This is a genomic window from Phyllobacterium myrsinacearum (genome assembly GCF_002980555.1).
Taxonomy (GTDB): Bacteria; Pseudomonadota; Alphaproteobacteria; order Rhizobiales; family Rhizobiaceae; genus Phyllobacterium; species Phyllobacterium myrsinacearum.
On record NZ_PVBT01000005.1, the window covers coordinates 187,874 to 211,573 of the forward strand.

28 protein-coding genes are annotated in these 23,700 nt (G+C 61.0%); all 28 read right to left on the reverse strand.

What is annotated here, in order from left to right; genetic code table 11:
• Position 1: 1 nt before the first annotated feature.
• Positions 2 to 400: a flagellar hook assembly protein FlgD gene (gene flgD, locus C5750_RS17395; protein ID WP_105735189.1), complete on the reverse strand. Its 399-nt coding sequence runs from the start codon at positions 398 to 400 to the stop codon at positions 2 to 4.
• Complete coding sequence (gene flbT, locus C5750_RS17400; RefSeq protein WP_105735190.1) at positions 397 to 837, reverse strand: flagellar biosynthesis repressor FlbT; 441 nt, start codon at positions 835 to 837, stop codon at positions 397 to 399. Before flbT ends, flgD begins: the two co-directional genes overlap by 4 nt.
• A gap of 5 nt (positions 838 to 842) precedes the next feature.
• On the reverse strand, positions 843 to 1,187 hold the full coding sequence (flaF, locus tag C5750_RS17405) for a flagellar biosynthesis regulator FlaF (protein ID WP_105735191.1): 345 nt from the start codon (positions 1,185 to 1,187) through the stop codon (positions 843 to 845).
• Positions 1,188 to 1,238: 51 nt separating this feature from the next.
• The gene (locus C5750_RS17410; RefSeq protein WP_105735192.1) at positions 1,239 to 2,288 is read right to left on the reverse strand and encodes a flagellar hook-associated family protein; all 1,050 of its coding nucleotides are present in this window, start codon (positions 2,286 to 2,288) and stop codon (positions 1,239 to 1,241) included.
• Between the two features lie 2 nt (positions 2,289 to 2,290).
• Positions 2,291 to 3,763 (reverse strand): flagellar hook-associated protein FlgK, encoded by a 1,473-nt coding sequence (gene flgK / locus C5750_RS17415; protein ID WP_105735193.1) that lies wholly within the window; start codon positions 3,761 to 3,763, stop codon positions 2,291 to 2,293.
• 28 nt (positions 3,764 to 3,791) lie between these two features.
• Entirely contained in the window at positions 3,792 to 5,078 is a 1,287-nt protein-coding gene (locus C5750_RS17420; protein ID WP_105735194.1) for a flagellar hook protein FlgE, read from the reverse strand.
• Between the two features lie 124 nt (positions 5,079 to 5,202).
• Positions 5,203 to 5,874, reverse strand: a complete 672-nt coding sequence (gene ftcR, locus C5750_RS17425) for a flagellar transcriptional regulator FtcR (protein ID WP_105735195.1) — start codon at positions 5,872 to 5,874, stop codon at positions 5,203 to 5,205.
• A gap of 238 nt (positions 5,875 to 6,112) precedes the next feature.
• Positions 6,113 to 6,583 (reverse strand): transglycosylase SLT domain-containing protein, encoded by a 471-nt coding sequence (locus tag C5750_RS17430; RefSeq protein ID WP_223615515.1) that lies wholly within the window; start codon positions 6,581 to 6,583, stop codon positions 6,113 to 6,115.
• 52 nt (positions 6,584 to 6,635) lie between these two features.
• Positions 6,636 to 7,859, reverse strand: coding sequence for a flagellar hook-length control protein FliK (fliK, locus tag C5750_RS17435; RefSeq protein ID WP_105735197.1), 1,224 nt, complete (start codon positions 7,857 to 7,859; stop codon positions 6,636 to 6,638).
• Entirely contained in the window at positions 7,856 to 9,067 is a 1,212-nt protein-coding gene (locus C5750_RS17440) for a chemotaxis protein MotC (protein WP_105735198.1), read from the reverse strand. Before C5750_RS17440 ends, fliK begins: the two co-directional genes overlap by 4 nt.
• Positions 9,064 to 10,332: a MotB family protein gene (locus C5750_RS17445; RefSeq protein WP_105735199.1), complete on the reverse strand. Its 1,269-nt coding sequence runs from the start codon at positions 10,330 to 10,332 to the stop codon at positions 9,064 to 9,066. Before C5750_RS17445 ends, C5750_RS17440 begins: the two co-directional genes overlap by 4 nt.
• Positions 10,329 to 10,997, reverse strand: coding sequence for a hypothetical protein (locus tag C5750_RS17450; RefSeq protein ID WP_105735200.1), 669 nt, complete (start codon positions 10,995 to 10,997; stop codon positions 10,329 to 10,331). The genes C5750_RS17445 and C5750_RS17450 overlap by 4 nt, the downstream gene beginning before the upstream one ends.
• Positions 10,984 to 12,630: a flagellar basal-body MS-ring/collar protein FliF gene (fliF, locus tag C5750_RS17455; RefSeq protein WP_105735201.1), complete on the reverse strand. Its 1,647-nt coding sequence runs from the start codon at positions 12,628 to 12,630 to the stop codon at positions 10,984 to 10,986. The genes C5750_RS17450 and fliF overlap by 14 nt, the downstream gene beginning before the upstream one ends.
• 127 nt (positions 12,631 to 12,757) lie before the next feature.
• Positions 12,758 to 13,708, reverse strand: a complete 951-nt coding sequence (locus tag C5750_RS17460; protein WP_105735202.1) for a flagellin N-terminal helical domain-containing protein — start codon at positions 13,706 to 13,708, stop codon at positions 12,758 to 12,760.
• 167 nt (positions 13,709 to 13,875) lie between these two features.
• Entirely contained in the window at positions 13,876 to 14,613 is a 738-nt protein-coding gene (gene fliP / locus C5750_RS17465) for a flagellar type III secretion system pore protein FliP (protein WP_105735203.1), read from the reverse strand.
• Positions 14,610 to 15,098, reverse strand: a complete 489-nt coding sequence (locus C5750_RS17470) for a flagellar basal body-associated FliL family protein (protein ID WP_105735204.1) — start codon at positions 15,096 to 15,098, stop codon at positions 14,610 to 14,612. The genes fliP and C5750_RS17470 overlap by 4 nt, the downstream gene beginning before the upstream one ends.
• A 5-nt stretch (positions 15,099 to 15,103) precedes the next feature.
• Positions 15,104 to 15,817 (reverse strand): flagellar basal body L-ring protein FlgH, encoded by a 714-nt coding sequence (gene flgH, locus C5750_RS17475; protein ID WP_105735205.1) that lies wholly within the window; start codon positions 15,815 to 15,817, stop codon positions 15,104 to 15,106.
• Positions 15,814 to 16,335 (reverse strand): MotE family protein, encoded by a 522-nt coding sequence (locus C5750_RS17480; RefSeq protein WP_425350480.1) that lies wholly within the window; start codon positions 16,333 to 16,335, stop codon positions 15,814 to 15,816. The genes flgH and C5750_RS17480 overlap by 4 nt, the downstream gene beginning before the upstream one ends.
• An 8-nt stretch (positions 16,336 to 16,343) precedes the next feature.
• The gene (locus C5750_RS17485; RefSeq protein WP_105735206.1) at positions 16,344 to 17,561 is read right to left on the reverse strand and encodes a flagellar basal body P-ring protein FlgI; all 1,218 of its coding nucleotides are present in this window, start codon (positions 17,559 to 17,561) and stop codon (positions 16,344 to 16,346) included.
• A complete protein-coding gene (gene flgA / locus C5750_RS17490) occupies positions 17,561 to 18,043 on the reverse strand; it encodes a flagellar basal body P-ring formation chaperone FlgA (protein WP_105735207.1) in 483 nt (160 codons plus the stop codon). The genes C5750_RS17485 and flgA overlap by 1 nt, the downstream gene beginning before the upstream one ends.
• An 8-nt stretch (positions 18,044 to 18,051) precedes the next feature.
• A complete protein-coding gene (gene flgG, locus C5750_RS17495; RefSeq protein ID WP_105735208.1) occupies positions 18,052 to 18,840 on the reverse strand; it encodes a flagellar basal-body rod protein FlgG in 789 nt (262 codons plus the stop codon).
• Between the two features lie 9 nt (positions 18,841 to 18,849).
• On the reverse strand, positions 18,850 to 19,167 hold the full coding sequence (gene fliE, locus C5750_RS17500; RefSeq protein ID WP_105735209.1) for a flagellar hook-basal body complex protein FliE: 318 nt from the start codon (positions 19,165 to 19,167) through the stop codon (positions 18,850 to 18,852).
• A complete protein-coding gene (gene flgC / locus C5750_RS17505) occupies positions 19,167 to 19,586 on the reverse strand; it encodes a flagellar basal body rod protein FlgC (RefSeq protein ID WP_105735210.1) in 420 nt (139 codons plus the stop codon). The genes fliE and flgC overlap by 1 nt, the downstream gene beginning before the upstream one ends.
• A 5-nt stretch (positions 19,587 to 19,591) precedes the next feature.
• On the reverse strand, positions 19,592 to 19,972 hold the full coding sequence (gene flgB, locus C5750_RS17510) for a flagellar basal body rod protein FlgB (RefSeq protein ID WP_105735211.1): 381 nt from the start codon (positions 19,970 to 19,972) through the stop codon (positions 19,592 to 19,594).
• Positions 19,973 to 20,087: 115 nt separating this feature from the next.
• Positions 20,088 to 20,663 (reverse strand): hypothetical protein, encoded by a 576-nt coding sequence (locus C5750_RS17515; protein ID WP_105735212.1) that lies wholly within the window; start codon positions 20,661 to 20,663, stop codon positions 20,088 to 20,090.
• Entirely contained in the window at positions 20,660 to 22,036 is a 1,377-nt protein-coding gene (fliI, locus tag C5750_RS17520) for a flagellar protein export ATPase FliI (protein WP_199538034.1), read from the reverse strand. Before fliI ends, C5750_RS17515 begins: the two co-directional genes overlap by 4 nt.
• Before the next feature lie 31 nt (positions 22,037 to 22,067).
• Complete coding sequence (gene flgF / locus C5750_RS17525) at positions 22,068 to 22,793, reverse strand: flagellar basal-body rod protein FlgF (protein WP_162800153.1); 726 nt, start codon at positions 22,791 to 22,793, stop codon at positions 22,068 to 22,070.
• Positions 22,790 to 23,569, reverse strand: coding sequence for a DUF1217 domain-containing protein (locus C5750_RS17530; RefSeq protein WP_105735214.1), 780 nt, complete (start codon positions 23,567 to 23,569; stop codon positions 22,790 to 22,792). The genes flgF and C5750_RS17530 overlap by 4 nt, the downstream gene beginning before the upstream one ends.
• Positions 23,570 to 23,700 lie beyond the last annotated feature (131 nt).

A 23,700-nucleotide genomic window follows, 5' to 3' on the forward strand; every position in this document is an offset into this window, starting at 1 on the left:
GTCAACTGATGACGATGCCGGCGGTGATCGGCAGTTCCGCCCCGCCCTTGAGCTTGGCGATCATGCCGTCGCTGTAAATCTTGACCGATTCCACCACGCCGGTGACCTTGCCGTCGGCGCTGGTGACGGTCCGGCCGATGATCCCGTCCGCCTGCGACAGCGAGGAACTGGCGAGAATCTGGTCGAGCTTCTTGTTCATCAGCGTCGCCTGCTCGACATTGGAGAACTGGGCGAGCTGCGCCACGTACTGGGTGCCGTCCATCGGCTGCGTCGGATCCTGGTTCTTCATCTGCGCCACGAGCAGCTTCAGGAAGGACTGGTAGTCGACGCTTGGTCCGCCGGTCTTGGACGTGTCCGGTGTATTGCCGGTTGATGATCCTACGGGAGGTGTGGTGGTCATGCGATTGCCTCCGGCCGGTTTGGCTGATCCGAATGGGTGGGATGGGTGGTTTCAAGCGTGCCGGAGAGGATTTGCGCCTCCAGCGGATAGAGCAGCCGTATGGCCTTGAGCGCCTCGAACACCCGGTCGTTGCAAACGATCTCGTCGATCAGCTTCAACTCCTTGAGCATCAGCGGATTCTCGAAGGTGGCCAAAAGGTTTGCCAGCATGCGCTTGAAGGTGATGTTGGCTTCGTTCCTGATCAGCGGATTGATCAGCATGATCTGTGCCGCATAATAGAGCTGGCGCAGCGGCGTCGTCGTCTCGTCCGCCTGCAGGACGTGGCTCTCGAGCAGGAACGTCACATCGTTGAGAAACTCAAGGGAAACCTTGCGGTCAGCGCACAGGATAGCGCCGTTGATGTAGACTTTCTCGCCGGCGCGCAGGGTGATTTTCATGGTGCTCAGATCCCGTCCCGGATGGTTCTGGTGATCTCGATGATGCCGTCATAATCGGTCGACCGGCCCTGGCGGATCTCTTCGAGCTCCTTGAGGATATAGATGCCGATCGAGATCAGCGATGCCCGCAACTGCGGCGGCAGGCCGTTTTCCGGGCTGCCGAGATCTTCGATCACGATCACCCACAGGCGCGAGGTGAAATGCACCGCTTCAATGCTCTTGAAGGAATGTCCGTCTTCGTCGCGCGCTTCCTCCAGCATCATGATCGACTGGTCGAACAGCGAGCGCTCGCGCTCCTTGGCGCTGGCTGCGCCGTCGTCCATGATGTCGTTGTATCGGGCCTGGTACATATGTCTTTCCGGTATCGGCACAAACGGGCACGGCCACCGCGCCCGCCATGGCTATTTCAGGTAATTGAGCAGGCTCAGGCTCTGCAGCTTGACAGTCAGGGCGTAGGAAGCCTGGATCTGGTTGGTCAATGCACTCACGCGGTTTGCCGCCTCATAGGGATCGACAGCCTCCAGATCGAGAACGGAGCTGTTGAGCACCTTGAGCTGCACGGTCAGGCGATCCGTCGCATCCTTGGTCCGCGCCTGGGCGTCGCCGAGGAAAGCCTGTGCGCTGGTCAGCGAGGTGACAGCCTGGGTTGTCGTGGAGATCGCCTTGTCCATGACCGCATCGAAAGCGCCCTGATTGAGGCCGATATTGCTCAGTTCGGCAACCATGGTGTAGCTCATGGCCATCTGCCGGAACCCGGCATTGTTGGCGCTGACCGAGGTCTCGGCCAGTTCCGTCGGCGCGATCCGGCTTTTGACCAGCGTGTCCGAGGCCGACGACCAGTTGCTCGACCAGGAACCCGCACTGAACTGGGCCGTCATCGTGGTGTCGAGGAAACTCTTCATCTGGTCGGCGGTGATGTTCTTCACCTGCGGATCCGTCATCGGGAAGCCGAACTGCGTCTGGAAGGCGGTCTGGATGGCTGCACGCGCCGGATTGCCGGCAGCGTAGTAATCATCCATCGGCTGCACGTCCGTATTCACGCCAGCAAACACGTACTCGCCATTGTAGTTGGTGTTGGCAAGGCCCGTCATGGTCTGCAAACCGCTTTTCGCCTTGTCCAGGGCGACCGAATGACCGTCGGACGAACCGCGCAGCGCGGTCACGGTGCCGAGAAAATCCGTCGCGCCCTTGACGAGATTGCCAAGCGCATTCTGCGATGTCGTCATGCGCTGGCCGATCAGATTGTTCGTTTCGGTCAGAACCGTCAGCCGGTCATATTCCTTGCGCAGGGAAATGGACTGGCCAGTCCGGCTGCCGAGCGCGAGGCCCGTGTCGGACACGAATCCGGTGGTCGACTCTTCCTTTGCCTTGATCAGGTCGGCCTGAGCCTTGGCCAGGATGTTCCGGGTCGAATTGGCCAGCATGTAAGATGAAATCGATTGGGTTTTCATCGTTATTTCACCGCGTTCATGAGTTCGTTCAACATGGCGTCCACGGCGGAGAGAATCCGGGCGGATGCCTGATAGGAATGTTCAAGCTGCAGCATGGATTGCATCTCGACATCGATGTTCACGCCAGATGCATTGGAAATTGCATCTTCGGCCCGCGATGCCAGCACGCCATTGTAGGTATTGGTCTCGGTGACGGATTTGCGTTTGGTTTCGAGCGAACTGATCGAGGCGGCGGAATAATCCACAAGGCTCTTCTGGCCGGTGATGCCGGCATTCGCATCATAGCTGCGCGGTGCATTGATGGCACCGATCAGCCCCTGCAGGCGGTTTGAAAAGCCGGCCGATCCAGAGGGGTTCTGCACATAATCCGGATTGGCCGGATTGGTGCCGCCATCACGCAGGAGCGTCGGGCTGCCGCCCTGCGACTGAATATAGGCCGAGGAAACCTTGATGGTGCCGGCGATACCGGGCGATATCGTTCCATCCGCAGGCATGGCCGGCGCACCGGAATAGGTGAAAAGCCCCGGCACATCCGGCAGGGTCGGCGGCGTCTTCTGGTCTTTTTCGGCAAACATGCCGACAAGGCTGCGCGCGATCTCGTCGAGCTGGTTCTGGTAGGCGGGCGCGGTCTGGTCGCGCAGCTGCAAGAGGCCGCTCAGCCGTCCCGTCCCGTAGGGCTGCTGGAATGTACCGTGCGACAGCGGCACGCCATCGACATAGACCTGGTTGCCGGTGGTTCCCGCAGCGAATGCGGCCGTGGGCGTAAAGCTGACCTTGCGCGGCGAGCCCTCGAACAGCGTGACACCGGACTCGGCGAAGATCACGACATCATTGTCGCCGCGCACCATCGTGGTGATGCCGATTTCACCGGAAATTTCCTTGAGCAGGCCATCGCGCTGGTCGAGGAAATCCGACACATCGGCGCCCGAACGGGTACCGTTGACGACGCGGTTGTTGATGGTTTCGAACTTGGCCAGCAGCGCGTTCAGATTGCTGACGGAATCCTTGATGTCATTGTCGGCATCCTGCCGCAGCTTCTGGACCTCGCTCGTTCCCTTGTTCAGGGCATTGGCCAGATTGACAGCCTTGGACACCGCCGCCTCGCCGACGGAATTATTGCCTGGCTGCGATGCATAAAGCTGCAGGGAATCGCGCAGATCACCCAGGAGCGCGCTCGGCGAGCCCGACGCATTGTTGGCGGAGTAGATACCGGAGAGCCTGTCGAGGCCGCTCTTCAGCGTCGAGGACGAACCGAACTGGCTGTTTGTCTCGATATATTTGGACAGGAGCGCATCATCGGCTGACCGGCTGACGGACAGATAGGTCGATCCGTTGGGCCCGCTGACGACTGAACCGATGCGGCGCGAGAAATTGGGATCGTTGGCACCGGCAAGATTGCGCGATACCAACGCTGTCTGTTTCGACGTCGTCGTCAGAGCACTCTGAGCGGTAAGGAGCGCCGAGCTTAATGACATGCCTTAGGTCCAATCAACATTTGGGATGCTACCTCTTCAGATTGACCAGCACGTCCATCAAATCCGCGCCGGTCTGGAAGACCTTGGAATTGGCCGTGTAGCTTCTCTGCGCCTCAATCATCTCAGTCAGTTCCTGCGCGATATCAGCGTTCGATTCTTCCAGCGCGCCGGATGTCAGCGTTCCGAAGCTGCCCTTGCCGGGCCGGCCGAACTGCACATCGCCGGATTCGGCGCTGGGCGAAAAGACGTTGCCGGAGAGGACAAGAAGTTTATCGGGGCTGGGAACTTCAGCCAGCGCAATCTGATAGATGGCGCGCTGCGCACCGTTCTTGTAGCGGGCGACAACCGTACCGTCGGCCGCGATGTCGACATTCTCGATCGGGCTCGGCGTGCTGCCGTCGATCTTTGCCTCGATCGGCGTGTAATCACCCGCCAGCTGCTTGGTGGCCGACATGTCGATCTGCAGCAGCTGACCGTTGGGAATCTGCACCGAAAGGGACTTGTCGGCCGACGTCATCTTGCCGGTGACGCCGTCGAAATTGTAGGTTTCGGTGGTCAGGGCCGGCTTTGAATAGGGGAAGCCGCCGCTGGCTGCCGCATCGGCCTTGTTGTAGACGGTGGCCTCCCACGTGGCGTTCTTGGTGATGGGATCCTCACCCGTCTTGGTGAAGTAGACATCGAGCACGACCAGATTGCCGAGATTGTCAAAGCTCTGCAGCGAGGTCTTGGCGGTGTATTTGGCCGTTCCGGCGGTGTTGGCCGCCGCATTGGACGGAAGGTCGGCGGCGGCAACAACCGCCGAACCCGCCGGCAGGTTGGCCGTGAAGGTGCCCTTGCGGCTCGGATCGGCGACAAGATCGTTCTGCTTGACGTTGATCTTCTCAAGCCCCTGATATCCATTGATGACCGAATTGGTCTGGCCGTTCACGATCGGGTTGCCCATGAGATAATAGCCGGCCGCATTGACCAGATTGCCCTGCGCATCGGGAACAAAGGAGCCGGCGCGGGTCAGATAGGGCGTTCCGGCGCTGTTGCTGACCACGAAGAAGCCGTTGCCCTTGAGGGCAAGGTCCGTTGACGACGTGGTGAAGCGCAGCGAGCCATCGTCGGAAATATGGTGACGCACAACCGTTTCGACGCCGCCGGAATTGTAGGCGCCGCCCGAGCTTGGCAGGACCAGCGAAGCAAACTGTGTGCTGGCGCGCTTGTAACCGGTGGTGCTGGAATTGGCGATGTTGTCGGACACGGTCGACAGGCGGTTGGCCTGGGCGTTCATGCCCGATACACCCGTCCGCATCATTCCATAGAGGCTCATTTCCGTCTCCTTGCGCGATGATTCCGTTGCGGATCGTAACCTGACGATGCTTGCGTGAACCTGACGCCTTGAATGTTTCGAGAACTTAGCAAACACCCCGCCGCCGGCGGAGCGGTACGCAGACTCAATCGAGATTGATGCAGTAACCGAGGAAACGCTTGGAATCGATCGGATCGTGGCCGAGCTGCTCGCGCAGTTTCTTGCGCAGCTTGCTGATATGGCTCTCGACCACGCTTTCCTCGACTTCGCTGTCGAAAATGCCGTAGATCGCGCTGAATATCTGCGCCTTGTTCAGGCGCCGTCCACGGTTGGCGATCAGATATTCCAGGATGCGGCGTTCACGCCGCGGCAGCGAGAACTCGACGCCGTTGACCTGCGGATCGCGCCCATCGGAAAAGACGCGGATGGGGCCGACCTGCGTGCCCGTATCGCCATTGCCGTAGCGCCGGCGGATCGCATTGATGCGGGCGAGAATTTCGCGCACATGCATCGGCTTGCGCACCACGTCGTCGACACCGGCCTGGAAGAGTTCAAGCGTGTGTTCAAGCGACTGCGTTTCGTTGACTGCAATGACCGGCGCCGAACAGCGCTCACGAATCTTGTGGGGAAACTGGCTGCGGTTCGCACATTCCCCTATCAGAAACGCCTCAACCGCCATAATGTCGCTCTGCTGGACGGTCGAAACCCAGTCACCGAAATCATCGGGAGCGAACCCTGTTGTTGTAATGCCCTCACGGGCGAACCACGCCGAATACCCACTCGTCACCAGACTTCGTTCGTCGACGACTACAATCACGACCCCACCTTCCGAATCAGTAAAAACCCCACACAACACACACCTAGCGGGGTCGATGACTCGCCGACAATCCCCAACTAATTGACCGCAATTAATTGGGAGTCTGAAATGGGGATCGTGGAGGGGAAACGGGAGGGAAAGGCGATGCGACTCGCATGGCTGAATGTCTACCGGTCACACCTTAACGAAAGATGACCGCGTCAACAAATTCACGTTTTATTACCGATCATTAACACCTTCACTTATCGCAGAACATTCGCGCCTTCTGCGTCCAGTTGCCGAAGCCCGATGCCACCATATTTTCCATGACCCGGCAAACATACTGCTTCTGGGCTGGATTGTTGTTGGGACCCGCGTGGTAGCGGGCCACGGCCATGGTCCAGTTGCCTTCACGTGCGCGCAGCTGTTTGAGAAAGCGCGCGGCGTAATCGACATTGGTTGCAGGATCCAGCATCGCCCCAACGGAGGGGAACGCGCTGGCATGAAAATAGTGATTGATCTGCATGCAGCCGAGATCGATCAGCTTGGCGCCCTGGCCATGCGCTTCGTTGAATTTCATCACGGCGGCTGCCGCGGACGGCATGAAAACCGCCTTGCCTTCGATGTTCATGGCATAGGGCTGCAACGAGTCTTTGCGCCCGGTTTCGGTCAGTCCCACCGCATAGAGAATGCCGATCGGTATATCGTATTTGCTCGACGCCCGGTGCATTTCTCGCTCGCAGAGATTGTCGGCGCGCGCGGCCTGCGCGGTCAGCAGGCCGCTACACGACCAGACCGCGAGACAGAGTGCGATCAGCCATGGATTTGGCAGTCTTGTCGTCGCTTTCATCGGGTCTGCTGTCTCCAAAATGCTGCTGGCCGGACGAGCGGTCGCCCTGTGTTCCCTGCGAACCGGCATCGGCCTGCCCCCGGCTTCCCGTCTGCTGGTCCTGTCCGGTCGTGGCCTGCTGGCCCGGCTGTGCGCTGGCCGTTGCCGCGCTGCGATCAATCACGGAAATGGTGACGGCGGATGCGTCATCGGCCACACCGGCGCGCTGCAGAGCCTTGCCAAGCGCTTCATGGTCGCGGGCCAGATGCTCGGCTGCCGCCTTGCTCTCCGCCATCAGCTGGATATGCATGCCATCGCCGGTCAGGCGCAGGCGCGCGGTCACGGTGCCAAGCTCGACCGGCTGCAATTGGATCACCAGCGTTCGTGCCGCACTGGTGCTGTTGTCCGAGATGATCTGGACATTCGCGATGGCGGGACGGCTTTGCGGCGCTGCTGGTGCTGTATCGGCAAGGGTTGCCATGGCGGCACGCGGATCGGCGGCGGGGGCCGGCTGGGCAACCGGAGCCGGGGTGCTGACGGCGGGCGGCTGCGCCTGTTCCGGTGCCTGTCTTGCGCTGACGCGGGCCTTGGGTGCATCGGCGGAGGCAGTCTCGGCTGGCTGCGGCGAGGTATCGGACTTGTCCGGCTGAGCCCCGGTTGCAGGACTGGCAGCGGTCTTTGCAGCCGGCTTGTCAGCCGCATCAGCAATGGACGCCGCATCCGTGCGCGGCGCAGGCGGGAGCGGTTCGTCCTTGCCATTCGCGCCAGCATCAGGCGCCGTTTCTCCATCGGCCAGCGCATGGGCGTCCACGGCCTGCGCCAGCTTGTTCCCATGCCGCAGCTGACTGCCGCCATCCGGTGGCTGCCGGTCGAGCAGCTGTTCCAGGGCGAGGATCGACTGGCCGAACAGGGCCTGCACCGACGGGCCGGTGCTTGCCTGATCATCGTCCGTTTCAACCTCCGGCTGGTCGTCCATCGCGGCAACGTCATCCGGCGCCATCCCGTCGCCCGCCTCGGCCGGCAGGCGCAGCGGCTTTGCCTCCAGCATGGACCTGAAGTCAACCGCGTCGTCCTTGCCCTTGGCCGTCTTCTTGTCGGGCAGGCGGTTTCCCTTGCCTGTCTCCCCGACAATCGCGTCCTTGAGTGATCTGAGCGGCATATCCGGTCCGATGGTCATTTCCTGGCCTTCCCTAGAAGCGCATCGATTGCGTCGAGCTTCTTGCGTGTTTCATCGATCATCGGATCAACCGCGATTGCCGGCCTCGATGCGCCGGTCCTTGCCTTGGCGTCCGCCGGTGCGGCGCCGGCTTTCACAAGGGACCGCTGCGGCGTTTCCGCGGTGTCGGCAGACGGCTGTTCGAGGATTTTTCCGCCCATCGCTGCCGCTGCTTCCAGCAATTTGACATCGCGCTCATGCAGGCGGTCGCGCGGCAATTCCGAAAGCATTTTCATCGCATCGTCGGTCTTCTCCGTACCGACATTGCTGATCCCGAGATAGAGCCGCGCCTGCGTGTCATCAGCTTTCAGCGATTGCGCCAGGGCTTCGGCTTTTTCCGACATGAAGCGGGCGCGCTGCATGTCGCCGCCGACGATGGCGCCGCGGGCGATGCGCAGGTAAAGCGGCAGCCGTGCCCCGGTCCAGGCCAGAGATGCCATCTCCTCGATCTCGTCATTGCTGATCTTGGCCTTCAGCACCATGACCGCATCGACCAGCTGGCGGAAGAAATCCTCCGAATAGGGTGAAAGGGCAAAGCGCTGCAGATAATTGCGGGCCAGCAGCCTGACCTTGTCCTTGTCGCCCAGATTGGCGGCCATCATCAGGCCGCGCCGCAAAGCCGCCTCTTCCAAGAGGGTTCCCGGCGCCGTCAAGCGGATATAGTCCAGGCGCTTCAATGCCGTCGGCACGTCGATGGCGGCAAGCTGCGCTGCCGTGACCAGCGAGATCGAGGCGATCAGTTCGCTCGGCACATCCGGCGGCAGCTCTTCGCTGAAGTTCTCGACGATGCCAAGCGGGTTGCCATCCGCATAGGCGAGCGAACCGGCAATCAGTTTGGGACTGATGCTCTCAAGCTTCGTCGTGGTGAGGATGGTGCGCACGACCTGCGGATTGCCGCCATTGAGGAGATAGATGACAATGGCATAGGCGTTGGCGGGCTTGTGCCAGACATCCGGATTGGCGGCCTGGAGCTGTGCCGCAATGTGCCCCAGCACGCGGTTGAGCATGGGCAGGGCCTCCGGCTTGCCGGAGGCCACCTGATCCTGCAGCATGCGCATGGAGCGCACCAGCAGATAGGGCTCCGGCGACGGCATGTCGGCCTTGGCCATGCCAAGAGGCAGGCTCACAAGGCCGATCAGCAGCCATCGCAGACGGGAGCCCCACTTCATCTCTTGGCCGTTTTCAGAAAGATGTCGATGCGCCGGTTCTGGGCGGCATAGGGATCGGCAGGCACTTTGGGATCGCGGTCGGCATAGCCTTCCACGCGCAGGATGCGCTTGGCGTCGAGGCCGCCGCGCGTCAGCATGTAATAGGCCATGTGTGCGCGCGCCGACGACAACCGCCAATTGTCATAGGTCTCGCTCTTGAACGGGCGTGCATCGGTGTGGCCGCTGATGATGACGTCGCCCTTGCGCACGGCAATGATCTTGCCGATCTGCTCGAGAACCTGCACCACCCGCTTGTCGGGCTTGGCCGATCCGATGGCGAACATGCCGTAATCGACCTTGTCGGTCAGCTGGATCATGACCCCCTCATCGGTGGGAACCACCGTAATATCCGGGGCCTTTTCATCGGCGGCAGTGCTGGTCTTCCTGGAAATTTCCGAGGCAAGTTCGCGTGCCGATGCAAGCTGGCCCGCATCCGGCTGCTTGTCGCCCTTTGCCGCGTCAACAGTGACATTTGTTCCGGCGGGCGCACTGGCGGAGGCACCGGCGGGTTGAGCTGCAGTCTTTTCCAGCTTCTGCGCCTGCTGGGCCGCATCGGCCGCCATTGCTCCGGCCGTTTGCGCCTGCGCACCGGCCTTGTCTTCCACGCCCGCAGCCCGCTTTTCCAGCTGCTCCTGCGAGGGCGGCGGCACGGCGGGACTGTCGGTCAGCGGGAAAAGATCGTCCTCCACATGGGTCGACCAGTAATTGGGATTGAACGGATCGCGATAGGCGTCACCGCCCTGCGCCCCGGTGGACGGACCGGCAGTGTTGGACCCGCCGTCGCCCTTGGCGGAACGGTTCTGCAAGACACCGGAATCGGTGGCGATTTCCGCCAGCACCGCATAGGGGTCCTTGAACATCTGGCGTTCTTCGGTCTCCGGCTTCGCCTGCTGTTCCTTTTCGTTGCGGGCACTCTTGGTTTCCGCATCGGTGGAATTGGGCCGTTCGAAGCGAACCTTGCCTTCCTGATTGTCCGTGGCTTCGATGCCTTTCGGCCGCGCCTGCCGGTCCATCAGCTTGACCGGGTTGAAATAGCTGGCAACGGCCGCCTTGGTTTCCTCATTGGCGGCATTGATCAGCCACATGACCAGGAAGAAAGCCATCATCGCAGTCATGAAATCCGCATAGGCGATCTTCCACACACCGCCATGGTGCCCGTCTTCGCCATCGTTGCGGCCGCGCCGGACAATGACGATTTCGCGGCGGGTTTCCGGGTCGATATTCATCGGATCGTATCCTTCACCGCGTCAATCAGGTGACCAAGCCGCGTTTCGACAACCACATCATCGAGTTTCATCGACAGTTCCGGCTGTTCCGACCGGGTGAACGTGAAGCGCATGAGATCGATGCCCGGGCGGTTGCGCAGGGCATCGATGAGGTGCTGCGGCCCGGAAATATCGATCATCACGCCTTCCAAACCCTGTGTCAGCCGCGCAATTTCCCCGGCAAAACCGGCGACTGCGCGCTCGCGCAGATTCTTTTCAACCAAAGGGGAAAGAACGGTTGCAAGACTGCTCGACAGCCCCGTTGAGATCACCGCCAGCCCTGCCTCCACCTGCTCGTACAGGCGGGTTCCGATGCGATCCATGAAATCCGCTTCCGCCGCGGCCAGCTGTTCCTGGAAATCCCGTTCCAGCCGCAGCTTCTCCGCGTCGAACAGCACGGAGGCCTCCGACTGCCCCTCGGCCCGGCCGAGCTCGAAGGTCTCCTTGATCTTCAGCTCGATGTCGATGAGGTCGACGACATCGTCGGCAACCGCATTATCCTCCGATATTTCAACCCGTTCACGCGTCGCGGCAGCAAAAACCGTCACCCGGTCATCGGGCACGTGTTTCGGCGTGAAGTCTGTGAGCATGCTGGCAATCGAACGGCCCATATCAAGCTGCCTCATGAACCCATTGCTTCAGGATCGCCGCCACGCGCTCTTCATCCATCTCGATCATCTGCTCAAGCCGGTTCTGCGCGGGAACGCGCATGCGCCGCCGCAGTTCACTCAGGTCGTCATAGGGCAGGCTCTGGTCGGAATTGGCGGCCAGCGCCGGCTGCGGCCGCGATGCGGCGGTGAAATCGGGCACAGCCACGTCGGTGCCGGCAGCCAGCTGCAGCGCATCCTGCGGCTTGGTCATTTCACGCATCAGCGGACGGACGCCGAACCACAGGATGAGACCGACGGCCACGACGAGCGCAGCGGCATTGACGAAGCTGCCGGCCTGGCGGAAAATCGTCTCCGACAGCGGCGTGGCGGCCGGCTGCAACTGATCGCCGGTCGCTTCCATGAAGTTCAGCGCCGTCACGTTGATGACGTCACCGCGCTTCTGGTCAAGGCCTGCCGCGGTTGCCACCAGTTCCGTGATCTTGGCGATCTGCTGCTCGACGAATTTGTCCGGAACAGGGGTAACGCCCGCGGTTGCCAGCAGCCGCGCCTGGTCGATGACGACGGCAATGGACAGGCGCTTGATCTGGTAGCTGTCGCTGACGGTCGAGATCGTCTTGGAATTGACCTCGTAATTGGTCAGCTCTTCGCGCTTGTCGGTTTTTTCCGTCGAGCTGTCGCCATTCTTGCTCTGGATTTCCTCCTGCGGGATGTTCTGTTCCACGCCGGTCGCGTTGTCGCTCTTCGAATTCTTTGAATCGCCGCTCTCGCGCACGACGCGCACCGACCGCTCAACCTTCGATTCCGGATCGAACACGGTCTCGTTGGTCTGGCGCTTGTCGGTGTCGAGCGCCACCTGGACGCTCGTCTGGAAATGGCCGATGCCGAGATAGGGCGCCAGCGCCTTGCGGATATTGTCGTCAACCGAGGCGGAAACATTCTGCTCCAGCGTCGCCGACATGACGGCACCGGCATTCGAGCCGTCGTCCTTGGAGGCCAGGAGCCGTCCATTGGTATCGAGAACGGTGACTTCGGACGCGGTGAGCTGCGGCACGGCGGCCGCGACAAGCTGGCGGATCGACTGCGCCGATTCCATCGAGAACCCGCCCTCGGTGCGGATCACCACGGAAGCGGACGGCGCCTGGTCGCCGCGGCGGAAGCTGCCCTTTTCCGGCAGGACGATATGCACGCGGGCCGCCTTGATGCCGCGGATCGCCTGGATCGTCCGGGAGATTTCGCCTTCCAGCGCCCGTACCCGGGTAATCTCCTGCATGAATGAGGTAAGGCCCAGCGAGCCCATATTGTCGAAGAGTTCATAACCGGCATTGTTGCTGGTCGGCAGTCCCTTTTCGGCCAGATACATGCGGGCCTGGTCCGCCTTGCCGAACGGGACGAGCACCGAGGTGCCGTCGGCCTTTACGTCGAACGGAATGCCGGCTTCGCCGAGAGCCATGCCCATGCGGTTGACGTCGTCGCGGCTGAGGCCGACATAGAGCGTCTCATATTGCGGGCGGTTGAGATAAAAGCTGGAGACAAGAATGGTGGCAAACAGGGTGACGCCGACAAGGGCGAGCCCGATGAGCCGCCGCGCGCCAAGCTTCTTCATGGCACCCAGAAACTGCTCCAGAGACTGTCTGATATTCTTTTCCATCAATGCCCACCACGCTTGCGTCGTCCGACCATAGAGGCCGAAGCTTGCGCGAAGTTAGAGCCGGAAAGAAAAAGGCCACGCGCAAGGCGTGGCCCAATTCAGAACCGATCCCGAGGGATCGTCATCCTTAGCGGAACAGCTGCTGGATGGTCTGGTTGCTTGCATTGGCAATCGACAGCGCCTGAACGCCGAGCTGCTGCTGAACCTGCAGAGCCGACAGACGAGCCGATTCCTTGTTCATGTCAGCGTCAACGAGCGTGCCGATACCACGATCAACAGCGTCCGAAAGCGCGCTGATGAACGACTTCTGGCTGTCGATGCGGGTCTTGGCAGCACCGAGCTGCGAAGCACCGGAAGCCAGGCCCTTGGCAGCAGCTTCGATACCGGTCAGCATGCCGTCAATCGCCGTGTTGTCGACGCCTGCAGCAGAAACGTCGATCGTCAGGATCGAGGTCTGTGTTGCAACAGGTGTGGTTGCCGCGTTGGTTACAGTAAACTGCTTGTCGAGAATACCGGTCTTGGTTGCAGCAGTGCCGCCCGTGTCGATAAGACGGGTGTTTGCCAGAGCAACGTCGATCGAACCGGTCGTTACCTTGCCGGTCGAATCACGGCTGTAGGAAGCGATCGTGCTGAAGTTTGCCGTTGCAGTGGCGGCGTCAACAGCCTGGTCGGTGGTCAGCAGGTTGGAACCGGCATAGGAAGCGCCTGCGTTTTCCTTCAGGGCACCGATAGCCGAGTTGATCAGCAGCTGGTTCTTGGCGCGGTCTTCAGCGCTGGCGTTCTTGGAAGCCAGAACCAGGTTCTTGATGGTGTTTACCGAATCAATGGCCTTGTTCATTGCGGAATAGGCGGTATCGATCTTGGAGCTGCCGAGACCGAGAGCGTCCTGGATAACCGAGTTGGCACCGTTGTCCGAACGCATCGTTGTGGCGATCGACCAGTAAGCGGCGTTGTCGGAAGCTTCGGAGATCTTCAGGCCCGTTGCAATGCGGTTCTGAGTGGTGGCAAGATTTTTGCCGGTTGCAGTCAGTGTCTGGAGCGCGGTCATTGCTGACGCGTTGGTAAGAATGCTGGCCATGAAAAAAGCCCCTATAAAAGATACATGTGATGGGGACATGTCGGATCGGAACCGACCTAACAGAGCGGCATGATGCCTGTAACCGAAGCGGTCACCTGTTATGCCGAGCAGGAGTACGCCAGAATTGTTACCGTTTCAATAATGGGCAGGATTAATTTTTGTCATGGTTACGAAAACGACCGGATCAGACTGCCGACCAGAATGTTCCAGCCGTCGATCAGCACGAAGAACAGAATCTTGAACGGCAGCGACAGCACCGTCGGCGGCAGCATCATCATGCCCATCGACATGGTGAGCGTCGCAACGATCAGGTCGATGACGAGAAACGGCAGGACGATGAGAAAGCCGATCTCGAAACCGCGGCGCAGTTCGGAAATCATGAAGGCGGGCACGAGGATGCGCATATCCACGGCCTCATTGGCCTTGGTGCGGAAGGATTCGTCCGCCAGATCCTCGAACAGCCGCAAATCCTTGTCGCGCACCTGCCGCAGCATGAACTCACGGAACGGCGACGTGATCTCGCGGATCGCGACATCCTGGGTGATCTGGTTGTTGACCAGCGGCTGCACGCCGTTCTGCCACGCCCGGTCAAACACCGGCGCCATGACATAAAAGGTCATGAACAGCGCAAGGCTGATCATCACGAGGTTGGCCGGTGTCGTCTGCAGGCCGAGGCCAGAGCGCAGCATGGAAAAGGCAATGGCAAAACGGGTGAAACTCGTTGCCATGATCAGGATGCCCGGCGCGATGGACAGCACCGTCAGCACCGCCAGCATCTGCATGATCTGGCCGCTGGTCGACGCGCTGCCCTGCGGGATCAGGCCATCGAGCAGCGACGGCGTCTGGGCCATGGCGGTGCCGCCGAGCACGAGCAGCAGCAGGGGTGTCAGCAGACGCCGTTTCATTCCATCACCAATGCCCAGATGTACACTTTCTCGATCTTGCCTTCGGAGCGCATGCGCGCCCTCTCCTGCAGATCCATGCGCAGATATTCCAGCCCCGCCGCCCCGCGCAGCTGCATCAGATTGACGGTGCGCAGGAAGGCCATGAAATCGCCGGCAACGGTTGCCGCCAGTTCGTCGGATATTTTCTCGCCGGGCTTGGCCACGACGCCCGCCTCCAGCCTGATCCAGACGTCCTGCGGGATTTTGACGTTGGTCAGGATCGGCTTGAGCGCCACGACATTGCCGGATGGCACGTCGGCACCGGCAGGACGCGTCTTCTCGCCGGTTCCCGCGGCCTGACCGGCCGGGACATTCAGGCCGAGCTGCGTTCCGAGAAACCAGCCGCCGGCCGCAGCAATCAGGGTGAGAACCGCCACCGCAGCAATGATCGCCACGCTGGACGGTGCTTTCGGTGCGGGTGTCGTATCGTCGGCGAGCGTGCTCATACCGGTCAGATCGGCGATACTTGATCGAGGATCTGCTGACCCCATGCCGGCTGCTGCGTCTCGCTCTGGCGCCCGCGGCCGCCATAGGAAATGCGCGCTTCGGCGATCTTCTCGTAGGAAATGACATTGTCGCCGGAAATATCACGCGGGCGGACAACGCCGGCGACGTTCAGCACCCGCAACTCGTAATTGACGCGCACTTCCTGCGAACCGCGGATCACCAGATTGCCGTTGGGCAGGATATTGGTGACGATGGCCGCAACCCTCAGCACGATTTTCTCCGATCGCTCGATCTTGCCCTCGCCCTTGGTGCGGCTATCGGATTTCAGATCGAGATTGCCGCCGATATTGCCAGCAGAGAAGCCGCTGCCGCTGATATCCGCCTTGCCGCCGACATCGGATGAGGCGACGCGCGAACGGCTGTTCTTGTTGTCGAACGTCGCCTTTTCGTCGATCAGAATGTTGACGGTCAAGACATCGCCCGGATTGGTCGCACGCGGATCGCGGAAGAACCCGGCGGCGCGGTCCTGCCACAGCGAATAGCGTTTCGGCTGCGGCTGGGTCGGATAGTAGGACGGATCGGAAACGCTGAAGCTCTGCCCGACGCCCGCGCCCACCGGCGACATCTGCGGCGTGCGGTTCAGATCGCGGAAATTGTCGGCGCATCCCGAAAGGGCAACGGCACTGGCGATGGCAAGCAGGGATGCCGCTTTTTTCATTGCGCGGTTCTTTCTTTCTTTGTGACTACGCGGGATCCGACAATCACGCGGGCAAGGCGCGAGGATTTTTCCGCGGGCATTTCATTCAGGATAACGCTGGAAACACGGGGATTGAGCTTCAGCAGCAGCGCGGCGGCGGGCTCGTCGCCCATCAGCGCCATCTGCGCTGCAGCCGCATCCGGCCGCATCTTGGAAATGATGCCCACGAGCGAATCCTCAGCCTTGTCGACGAATTCGTCGCGCCGTTTCAGCCAGACTTCATATTCCTTGCGCTTGGCTTCCAGTTCCTGGATGCGGCTGTCGATATCGGCCCGCAACTGCTCCAGCTCGCGGGTCTGCATGGCATAGCGGGCATCGGCGGCCTTGTCGGTGATGTTGGTGCAATAACGGCCGATTTCCTGCCCGGTTTCATCCTTGGGAGCCGCATCCTGCGCCATCGAAGCGGATGGCAGCAAGGACATCGCCAGCAGGAATAGAGCAGCCTTGCAGGACGCCGTCATGTTCCGTCCCATGGTCATTGCAGCACTCATTGGACCACCAGCTCCGCATGCAGCGCGCCCGCCGTCTTGATGCCCTGAAGGATGGCGATGATGCCCTGCGGCTTCACGCCGATCTGGTTGAGACCCTTCACCAGGCTTTCAAGGTCGGTTCCCCCCAGCACGCCGATCTTGGAGGTCTGCTGGACCTGGATATTGGTGTTGGGCTCGACCGCCGTCACCCCGTCACTGAACGGTTCCGGCTGAATGATCGTCGGTGTCTCGGTGACCTTGACTGAAAGGGTGCCATGGCTGATGGCGACCCGTGATATCCGCACTTTCTCACCGATGACCACGGTCCCGGTGCGCTCATCGACGACGACGCGCGCCACTTCATCCGTCGGCACCGGCAGGCCTTCGATTTCCGCGAGAAAGCGCGCTGCGGTCATATCCTTCGGCTTGCGCAGACGGATCGACTTGGCGTCGCGCTCCTTGGCAACCGGCTGGTTGTAGCGGCGCTTGGCAAAGGCATTGATCGTATCGGTGATGCGCACGACCGTGGTGAAATCCGGCTGCCGCAACTCGACCAGAAGTTCACCCTCCTGGCCGAAATTTCCGGAAACCTCTTTTTCGACCAGAGCGCCGTTGGGAATGCGTCCGCTGGTTGGCACACCCTGTGTAAGGGTGGCGGCGTTGCCCGACGCCGTGAAACCGGACACGATCAGGTTGCCCTGTGCCGCCGCATAGACCTGCCCGTCGGCACCGGCGAGCGGCGTCATGACCAGCGTACCGCCGGAGAGCGACGTGGCGTCACCCAGCGATGAAACGGTGATATCGATCCGCGAACCGCGCCCGGCAAAGGGCGGCAGATTGGCGGTGACGATGACGGCCGCGATATTCTTGGAACGCGAGGCGCCGGCCGGCGGGCTGATGCCGAGATTGTCGAGCATGGCGCGCATGGACTGCTCGGTAAAGGGCGCGTTGCGCAGGCTGTCGCCGGTTGAGTTCAACCCGACAACGAGACCATAGCCGACCAGCTGGTTTTCGCGCACGCCCTGAATGGCGGCAATATCCTTGAGCCGGACGATGACCCCGCCTTCGCCGAACTGGGAAGCCGGCCCGCCCCAGCGTCCTTCGTCAGCTTCCTTCTGCCAGGCGGCCTGGGCCTGTGCAGGTGTCTTGTAACCCTTCTCCTTGGGCGACGATTCGCCCGCGTGCAGCGCGGACGTTGCAAGGAAGGCCAGAAGGGCAATCGCGATACGCCGCATCATTGCATGCCCACCTGTATGCGCCCGTCAGCAAGGATGGTGCCCGATACGGTGATACCGCTGTCGATGTTGCGCACCTTGATGAAATCCCCGACGCGCCCGGCCTCCAGCGGCGTGCCGCGCGCCGTGATGACGAGAGCGCCGGCGTCATAGACCAGCACCGCCGGAACCCCGCGCTGCACCATGTCGGGTTCATTGACCGACGACAGGAGGATAGGCTGGCCCGGCAGCAATGTCCGGCGCGAGACCTTGCCGACCAGCTGATCGGGCGTGAGCACATACTGGGCGGCAGCGGAGGCGCGGATGGTAAAATACTTTTCCGTCAACCCGGCATTGCCGATGGTCTGGCCGGGATAGATGATCTGGGAAGGCACCAGGAACGCAATGCGCTCGGCACGGGCGGCAACGGAAAAGACCAGCGCGCACAGGCCGGCTGCCAGCACGCGCAGAGTCCAGTTCCCAATGATCTTTGCCGCCGCCATGATCGTCCTCAGCGCAGGTTCTTCGACACGACCGATGCCATTTCATCGGCGGCCTGGATGACTTTCGAATTCATTTCATAGGCGCGCTGGGCCGTGATCAGGTCGGTGATTTCCTTGACCGGGTCCACGTTGGAGTTTTCCAGATAGGCCTGCTTCAGCGTACCGAAACCGGGATCGCCGGGAACGCCGACAACCGGAGCGCCCGACGCATCGGTCTGCTTGTAGAGATTGTCGCCCAGCGGCTCGAGACCCGCTTCATTGGCAAAATTGGCAATGGTCAGCTGGCCGAGATTGACCATGGGCGTCTGGTCGGACAGTTTCGCAAATACCTGGCCGGAATCGGTGATCTTGACTTCGATGGCATTGGTCGGGACGACAATGTTGGGCTCGACCAGATTGCCGTTGAGTGTCACCAGCTGCCCTGTCGCATTGGTGTTGAACGCCCCGGCGCGGGTATAGAGAGTTTCACCGGCGGTGTTCTGGATCTGGAACCAGCCGCGGCCCTTGAGGGCGACGTCGAACGGATTGCCCGTCTGGTTGAGACCGCCCTGAATATGGAGGTTGCGAACGGCCGATGTCTGCACACCGAGCCCGACCATCGCGCCCTCGGGAATGATGTTCTGGTTTGCCATGTTCGGCACACCGGCACTGCGCTCGGTCTGGTACAGCAAATCCGAGAACTCGGCCTTTGCGCGCTTGAACCCGGTCGTGTTGATGTTGGCGATGTTGTTGGCAATCACTTCCAGATTGAGCTGCTGGGCATTCATGCCTGTTGCAGCGATGGTGAGCGCTTTCATTCTTTTTCCTTAAATCGGCATACGGCTGATTTCGAGATAGGCCTGGACGATCTTGTCGCGGATGGCGATCGCCGTCTGGAGCGATTTTTCCGCATCCATGACCGCATTGACGACGTCACGCGTCGGCACATCGCCGGTCATGCTCTTGAGCGAAACCGCTTCGGCATTCTGGAGCTTGCCGGTAACCTGCGACAGCACGCTGTCAAAGGAGGGCTGGCCGGTTGCCACTGCCGGAGAAGCGGCGCCGGGCATGGATGCCGGGTTGACGGTTTCCGACAGCTTGGAAAGAGCGTTGCGGGTGGAGACACTGAGGAGCTGGTCTATCATCAGGAATTCCTTAAGAGATCGACGGTCATGGCAATCAGTTCACGTGCCTGCTTGACCACCTGGAGATTGGCTTCGTAGGAGCGGTTGGCTTCGCGCATGTCCGCCATTTCGACGACCATGTTCACATTCGGATATTTGACCATGCCCTTGGTGTTGGCGGCCGGGTGGCTTGGATCATATTCTTCGGTAAAGGCGGAAACGTCATGCCCGACTTCGGCGATGCGCACGGTCTCGACGCCGCTGCTGCGGTCAAGCTCGGTGGCAAAGGAGACGGTCTTGCGGCGATAGGGATCGCTGCCCGCCGTCTTGCCGGTCGACTGGGCATTGGCCAGGTTCTCCGAAACGATGCGCAGGCGGGTCGACTGGGCGTTGAGGCCGGAAGCGGCAACCTTGAGTGCGGCCTGGAGCGGATCTGACATCGGTTTCAGCCCTTTACTGCGGAGAGCATCATGCGGTGAAAGGCCTTCACGATGCTGGTGTTGAGCGCGAACTGGCGATTGATCTCGCCGGACTTGACCATTTCGGCTTCGAGACTGACCGTGTTCTTCGAATGATTCTGTTCCGTTACTTCGTTCTTGCGCAGGGCGGTGGCGGCGATGCCGGATGCATTGATTTCAAGGTGTTTCGCATTTGTCGCCGCCATGGTCAGCTGCGTCTGCTGCAGCACGTCCTTGAACGGTTCCACGTCCCGCGCCTTGAAACCCGGCGTATTGGCATTGGCGACATTGCCGGAAACCGCGGCCTGCCTGACGGACAGCCACTCGGCCTGACGTGATGCCAATTCGAACAGATGAATCCCCTGCATGTGCCTGCCTCGCGTCCCGGACCAATCAATGGAGATCACTCTATGCGGTCAATCTTGCGTGAGACTTGCGGCACGGACAGCCACGGAACTTATGCGCCGGCCACGAGGCATTTGATCAGTTTGTCCGGCTGATCACTTCGCCGTCGGATGTCTTGATCTGCCACGAACCATTGCCATTGCCGCGCTCTATCGCCACCAGCGTGCTTCCATCCGGCAGGGGCGATCCCTTTTCGACAAACCAGTAGCCGGTATTGTCTTCGATCATCACCAGACCGCCGACCACTTCGCGCACCAGGAACACCGGCTTGTCAGGAAAAGGCTGTTTGCTGGCGGCGTTGATCCCGGCGAGCCGGTCGCCGGTGAGCGCCGAGGTGGTTGCCGTGGTCATGAGGTCCAGTTCGCCGCTTTTGGTTTTCGACAGCGAAACCTCGGTTCCGTTGTTCTTGCGCACGACCTTCTGATTTGTCCGGTCCAGGGGATCGCGGACGGTTTTACCGGTCGCTTCCGGCTTGGGCCGCGCTTCCCAGATGTCGTAATACATCACGAAGGGCAGGATGGCGCAGATGGTTGCAAGGACAAATCCCGCGCCCTTGATATAGCCGTCGAAACGCTTGTCACGCTGGCGGGGCACGGGAATCTCCGCTGCCGGATCGCTTTCAGGCGCCAGGCCCGTGGTCTTCTGTTTGGTCATGCCCCCTCCTTTGGCCGAAGTGCCGCCGCCAGATCGCTGTAGGGATCGAGCGAAAGCGGCGAGGCCGGTGTCTGCTGCATAGCGTCGTAAATGCGTGGAACCAGATGCACGGCCTGATCGAGCAGGGGATCGCCCCCCTCCTGATAGGCGCCGATCATGCGCAGGTCGCGCGTCTCCTCGAAACGAGCAATCAGCCCCCGCATGCTGGTGGCAAGTTTTGCCTGTTCCGGCGACCAGTTGTGCTGCGCCAGGCGTGAAATGGACCCGAGAATATCCATGGCCGGGAAACGGCCCTGTGCGGCAATGCCGCGGTCAAGCACGATATGCCCGTCCAGCGTGCCGCGGATCGCATCGGAAACCGGATCATTGTGATCGTCGCCATCGACCAGAACGGCATAGATGCCGGTGATCGTCCCGCTGTCCGACAATCCGGGCCCGGCGCGCTCAAGCAGGCGCGGCAACTGGCTGAACACGCTCGGCGGATAGCCGCGCGAGACCGGCGGTTCACCCGCGGCAATGGCGATTTCACGCGCCGCATGGGCAAAACGCGTCACGGAATCCACGATCAGAAGAACATTGTCGCCCAGATCACGAAAATATTCGGCGATGGCCGTTGCCGTGTTGGGGGCGAGCCGGCGCATCATCGGGCTTTCATCGCCGGTCGACACAACGGTGACGGTCTTGCCGAGCTTGCCGGCCATGGTGTCTTCGAGCATGTCGCGCACTTCGCGGCCGCGCTCGCCTGTCAGGGCCAGGACAACCGTGTCGAAATCCGTCGCCTTGGTCATCATGGCCAAGAGCGTGGATTTGCCGACGCCGGACCCGGCAAAGACGCCCATGCGCTGGCCGAAACACATCGGTGCAAAGACATCAACGACATTGACGCCGGTGCGCAGGCCGATTTCGACGCGGCTGCGGTTCATGGCGAGCGGAGCCGGGCAATCCACGGGCTTGGGGTTGTCGCCCGCAGTCAACAGGCCTTTGCCGTCGAGCGGCAGGCCAAGGGCATTGATGACCCGCCCCTTCCAGTCGGGTGCAGGCGCAATGCGGAACGGCCCCTCGGGGAAGACAGGCGTTCCAAGCGACGGCACGATTCGGTCATCGAACGGCTTAACCAGCACGCGCGACTGTTCGATCCGCACCACTTCGGCCGGATGCAGCTGGCCGCCGCTGCGGATGGTCACCATATCACCGAGCTGCGCCCGTTCCGAAATACCGCGCACGCCAATGGCGGAGCGCGACACCTCATTGACGTAACCGCCGATGGCCACTGGCGCGGGCGCCGTCACGACCTGCGAGACAAGCCGCGCCAGCGCCTCGAGACTGCCCGTCCCGGTGCTCATTGTCGGCAGCGCTGCTTCAAGATCCTGCATGCTTATCCGGCCGGGTCAGAGAGACGGTGCATCAGGTCTTCGATCCGAGTGTCTTGATGGCTTCGGAAAAAGTGCCCTCATTGCCGCGCAGCAGCGCATCGACCCGTTCGAAGGCACGGGTAACACTCATGAGCCGGGTCATTTCGCTGATCGCGTCGACGTTTGATCCTTCGATGGCGCCCTGCACAACGCCCGCATGCGGATTGTCGATGGTCGGCTGCGCGGCGACACTCGGAATAACAGCCGAATTGTCGAAATAGGTCAGCTTGGCATTGGGACTGATCGTGAACAGGCCGATGGAGCCCAGCTGGCGCTTGTTCTGATAGATCGCGCCGTCGGCCGAGATCTCCGGCGGACCGGCGTTGGGATCAATGACCAGGGGCTGCCCGCCCGCATCCAGGATAGGATATCCCTTGACTGAGCGCAGCTCACCCGCCGACGTCATCTGCATGCGGCCGTCACGGGTATAGACCTGCCCGGCCGGTGTCTGCAGCGAAAACCACACGTCGCCCTTCGCGGCGATATCCAGGGGGTTGCCAGTCTGGCTGATCGGGCCCGCTTCCGTCTTGATATAGCTCTGACCGGCCGAAACGAAGCTGGAATCTTCGGCCGCCTTCGACACCATGGTTTCAAATTTCATGCCCGTGGCGCGAAAGCCCGGCGTCGACATGTTCGCCACATTATGCGCCAAAGCGTCGAGACGGCGCTCCAGCGATATCTGCGAGGACAGGCCGACATAGATCGAGTTTTCCATCAGCGGCCACCCAGCTTGAATGACTGCAGGGTCATCAGGATGCTTTGCGAGATACCGACTGGCGTGTCGCCGCCAATCAGCAGCGAGGGAATGGCGGAAGCGGTCGAGGGATTGTTCATTTCATACATCGCGGTAAACCGGGTGAGGAGTTTTTCGAGCTTCACCGGGTCCTTCAGGGATTTCAGGTCGAGCTTGTCGGTGACCATCTTGGCCTGCCGGTCGATATCCATGTTCGACGTCTGCGCCGGAATGGAAAAGGTCGTCTGGAACACCTTGAGCAAGGCCTTGTCGCCAAGGATTTCATAGGCATTGGTGATCGTGGGCGCCTTGCGGGCAAAATAGAGCGCAAGCCGCACGCCTTCATTGTCCTGCCCGGCTTCCTGCTCCAGCGTCTGGCGCGCATATTTGTCCGTCACCGGCTTGAGCACGGCCGGCTGGCTCGTCGCCTTGTCGCCAAGCTTGGCAAAATCGAAGGTGGTGGCAAACTCCATGTAGCGCTTGTCCGTCAGCTTGCTGGCAAAGCTGTCCTTGCCGGTGCCCTCGGTGAGGACCTTGCGGATAAAGGCCTTGGCGAAAGCCATGTCCTCCAGGCCGACGGCCTTCAGGGCATATTTGTACAGCCGGTCATTCTTCATGAAGTCGTCAATGGTTTTCACCTTGCCGATATTCTTCAGATAATAGTCCGTGTCGCGCTGGACGGCCGGTTCCTGCGCCACCCTTGTCAGCGAACGTGTCAGATTCGAAGAGATCAGTTTGTAGCTGGTCATCGTGTTGATCATGGCAATGGCACTCCCAAGGCTTTCGCCTATCTGTGCCAAAGCAAGCTTGCCTGAAGCTGTCCGCGCAATTCCAGCCAAGGCTCCCCTGCTTCCATCTGCAAGGTTCACGCAAGCCGCACTTGCTAGGACCG

Bases quoted from the DNA above. Each gene is read 5' to 3' on its own strand.
- fliI (WP_199538034.1), bottom strand. From the start codon at position 22,036: ATGCAGGATCTTGAAGCAGCGCTGCCGACAATGAGCACCGGGACGGGC.
- C5750_RS17440 (WP_105735198.1), bottom strand. From the start codon at position 9,067: ATGAAGTGGGGCTCCCGTCTGCGATGGCTGCTGATCGGCCTTGTGAGC.
- C5750_RS17480 (WP_425350480.1), bottom strand. From the start codon at position 16,335: ATGACCATGGGACGGAACATGACGGCGTCCTGCAAGGCTGCTCTATTC.
- flgG (WP_105735208.1), bottom strand. From the start codon at position 18,840: ATGAAAGCGCTCACCATCGCTGCAACAGGCATGAATGCCCAGCAGCTC.
- C5750_RS17410 (WP_105735192.1), bottom strand. From the start codon at position 2,288: ATGAAAACCCAATCGATTTCATCTTACATGCTGGCCAATTCGACCCGG.
- C5750_RS17530 (WP_105735214.1), bottom strand. From the start codon at position 23,569: ATGATCAACACGATGACCAGCTACAAACTGATCTCTTCGAATCTGACA.
- fliE (WP_105735209.1), bottom strand. From the start codon at position 19,167: ATGATAGACCAGCTCCTCAGTGTCTCCACCCGCAACGCTCTTTCCAAG.
- C5750_RS17460 (WP_105735202.1), bottom strand. From the start codon at position 13,708: ATGGCCAGCATTCTTACCAACGCGTCAGCAATGACCGCGCTCCAGACA.
- flaF (WP_105735191.1), bottom strand. From the start codon at position 1,187: ATGTACCAGGCCCGATACAACGACATCATGGACGACGGCGCAGCCAGC.
- flbT (WP_105735190.1), bottom strand. From the start codon at position 837: ATGAAAATCACCCTGCGCGCCGGCGAGAAAGTCTACATCAACGGCGCT.
- flgH (WP_105735205.1), bottom strand. From the start codon at position 15,817: ATGAAAAAAGCGGCATCCCTGCTTGCCATCGCCAGTGCCGTTGCCCTT.
- flgA (WP_105735207.1), bottom strand. From the start codon at position 18,043: ATGGCGGCGGCAAAGATCATTGGGAACTGGACTCTGCGCGTGCTGGCA.
- fliK (WP_105735197.1), bottom strand. From the start codon at position 7,859: ATGACCATCGGACCGGATATGCCGCTCAGATCACTCAAGGACGCGATT.
- C5750_RS17450 (WP_105735200.1), bottom strand. From the start codon at position 10,997: ATGAGGCAGCTTGATATGGGCCGTTCGATTGCCAGCATGCTCACAGAC.
- flgK (WP_105735193.1), bottom strand. From the start codon at position 3,763: ATGTCATTAAGCTCGGCGCTCCTTACCGCTCAGAGTGCTCTGACGACG.
- C5750_RS17420 (WP_105735194.1), bottom strand. From the start codon at position 5,078: ATGAGCCTCTATGGAATGATGCGGACGGGTGTATCGGGCATGAACGCC.
- flgC (WP_105735210.1), bottom strand. From the start codon at position 19,586: ATGTCAGATCCGCTCCAGGCCGCACTCAAGGTTGCCGCTTCCGGCCTC.
- C5750_RS17485 (WP_105735206.1), bottom strand. From the start codon at position 17,561: ATGCGGCGTATCGCGATTGCCCTTCTGGCCTTCCTTGCAACGTCCGCG.
- flgD (WP_105735189.1), bottom strand. From the start codon at position 400: ATGACCACCACACCTCCCGTAGGATCATCAACCGGCAATACACCGGAC.
- C5750_RS17445 (WP_105735199.1), bottom strand. From the start codon at position 10,332: ATGAATATCGACCCGGAAACCCGCCGCGAAATCGTCATTGTCCGGCGC.
- C5750_RS17430 (WP_223615515.1), bottom strand. From the start codon at position 6,583: ATGCACCGGGCGTCGAGCAAATACGATATACCGATCGGCATTCTCTAT.
- C5750_RS17515 (WP_105735212.1), bottom strand. From the start codon at position 20,663: ATGACCAAACAGAAGACCACGGGCCTGGCGCCTGAAAGCGATCCGGCA.
- C5750_RS17470 (WP_105735204.1), bottom strand. From the start codon at position 15,098: ATGAGCACGCTCGCCGACGATACGACACCCGCACCGAAAGCACCGTCC.
- flgB (WP_105735211.1), bottom strand. From the start codon at position 19,972: ATGCAGGGGATTCATCTGTTCGAATTGGCATCACGTCAGGCCGAGTGG.
- fliF (WP_105735201.1), bottom strand. From the start codon at position 12,630: ATGGAAAAGAATATCAGACAGTCTCTGGAGCAGTTTCTGGGTGCCATG.
- fliP (WP_105735203.1), bottom strand. From the start codon at position 14,613: ATGAAACGGCGTCTGCTGACACCCCTGCTGCTGCTCGTGCTCGGCGGC.